Source organism: Streptomyces sp. NPDC060205, assembly GCF_042728395.1.
In the GTDB taxonomy this organism is placed as follows: domain Bacteria; phylum Actinomycetota; class Actinomycetes; order Streptomycetales; family Streptomycetaceae; genus Streptomyces.
On sequence record NZ_JBHWZP010000621.1, the window covers coordinates 1 to 1,702 of the forward strand.

The window sequence follows — 1,702 nt, forward strand, 5'->3', positions numbered from 1 at the left end:
GGCTAGAGCGCGTTGCTCCTCTTCTCCATCCGCGTTCCAAGCTGCGGAAAGGCACCCATAAGCGTACGCCTGGTCGAGCAGGCGACGCGGATCGACGTCCAGCGCACGAGAGAATGCGTCCGCCATCTGTGCAATGCGTCTAGGATCGAGACAAAGGTCGTCTCTGTCAGCCGGATCGTAGAACATATTGGCGGCGCCAAAGCCCACTTCACCGACCAGACCGACGGGATCTATCACCAGCCAGCCGCGACTGGAGAACATGATGTTTTCATGATGCAGATCGCCATGTAGCCCACGCAGTTCCGAGGCATTGCTCATCATTTGATCGGCTATAATCGCCGCGTGGACGTAGTCAGTTTGACAACCTGCGTTTTGATCATCGCGCGCCCGCTGAAACAAAGCTGCAAAGCGATCCCGGATCGGGAGAAGGGCAGAAGGCAGGGGTTCCTCAGATGCGGCATACAGCTTCGCCATTAGTTCCGCTGCAATTTCGGTCGCCTGGTAGTCGCCGTGCTCGGCAACGATGTGAGAGAGCATTCGCTCCCCGGCATATTCGAGCAACATCAGATTGTTCTCACGACCGAGCAACCGGACTGCTCCCCTCCCATTGCGCCATACCAGATAGTCGGCCCCGCGCAGTTCATCAGCAATGTCTTCTATAGGTTTCAATCCCTTGACGATTGCAGGAGTCCCGTCTGGCAATGAAACTTTCCAAACGAGGCTGGAAAAGGTGTCCGCAATGAGAACAGGTTGCGAAACGTGCCAATGAGCAGGAAAAACAGGCGGCATGAACATCAACCCCAAGTCAGAGGGTCCAATCGCAGATAGAAGGCAAGGCGTTCGCGGTCGGGGGCTTCGATCCCCAATACATTGAATAGGACAGCGAAGGCGCGCTCTGCTTCATCTGGCGCTGCCCAGTTCTCTTCGGCGTTAGCAATCATGAGTGCCAAATCGGCATAGCGATCTGCTGTTCCGAGCCGCCCAAGGTCGATCAGACCCGTGCATTGAAGAGTTTTAGGGTCCACCATGAAGTTCGGCATGCAGGGATCACCATGGCAAACAACCATATCGGTGCGCTCTTGGTCGAGCCGCACCGGTAGCTCTCGTTCGACACGAGCCAAAAGATCGAGCTGCGGCGTACTCTTGTCCTCGTCCGGTAAGAAGTCGGGATTGACGGCATTGCGGGACACCACATCAACGGCGCGTCCGAACATTCGCGACAGCCTGCGCTCAAACGGACATTGATCAACCGATAGGCTGTGAACAGCGCCAAGTTGCTGCCCCATTGACGGCCACGCTTTGAGCAAATCCGCTCCAGACAGATCAGCCGCCGGTACTCCCGGAATTGCCGTTATCACCAAGCATGCACCCTCCTGTTCCTCCTGCCAGTTGATCACCTCGGGGCAAGCCACACCTCGACCTTTGAGCCAAATGAGGCGGTCACGCTCTCCAGCGAGCTCACCGCGGCGGGAAGCAGGTGCGATTTTCGCGAAGGCATGCCCGTCACCACGTCGAAAAACAAAATCACCAGATTCTCCGCCTCTGACAGGCAACCAGTCAGAATGCGATTCACCAAAAAAAATATTAGTTCGATTCAATGGAGGTTCCTTCAGTTTTCTGATGAAGCGCGGAGGTGGCTCAACCTGCGAAAAGAAACGAGTTGCTACGTAAGTCCGAGAACATGCTTTCCATGGTCTCTGAG

2 protein-coding genes are annotated in these 1,702 nt (G+C 55.8%); both read right to left on the bottom strand.

Going from position 1 to position 1,702, the window contains the following annotated elements; genetic code table 11:
- The coding region (locus ACFWGJ_RS43560) for an APH(6)-I family aminoglycoside O-phosphotransferase (RefSeq protein ID WP_387334526.1) at positions 1–795 on the bottom strand (795 nt) is incomplete at its 3' end.
- A complete protein-coding gene (aph(3'')-Ib, locus tag ACFWGJ_RS43565) occupies positions 795–1,598 on the bottom strand; it encodes an aminoglycoside O-phosphotransferase APH(3'')-Ib (protein WP_001082319.1) in 804 nt (267 codons plus the stop codon). The genes ACFWGJ_RS43560 and aph(3'')-Ib, both read right to left, overlap by 1 nt.
- Positions 1,599–1,702 lie beyond the last annotated feature (104 nt).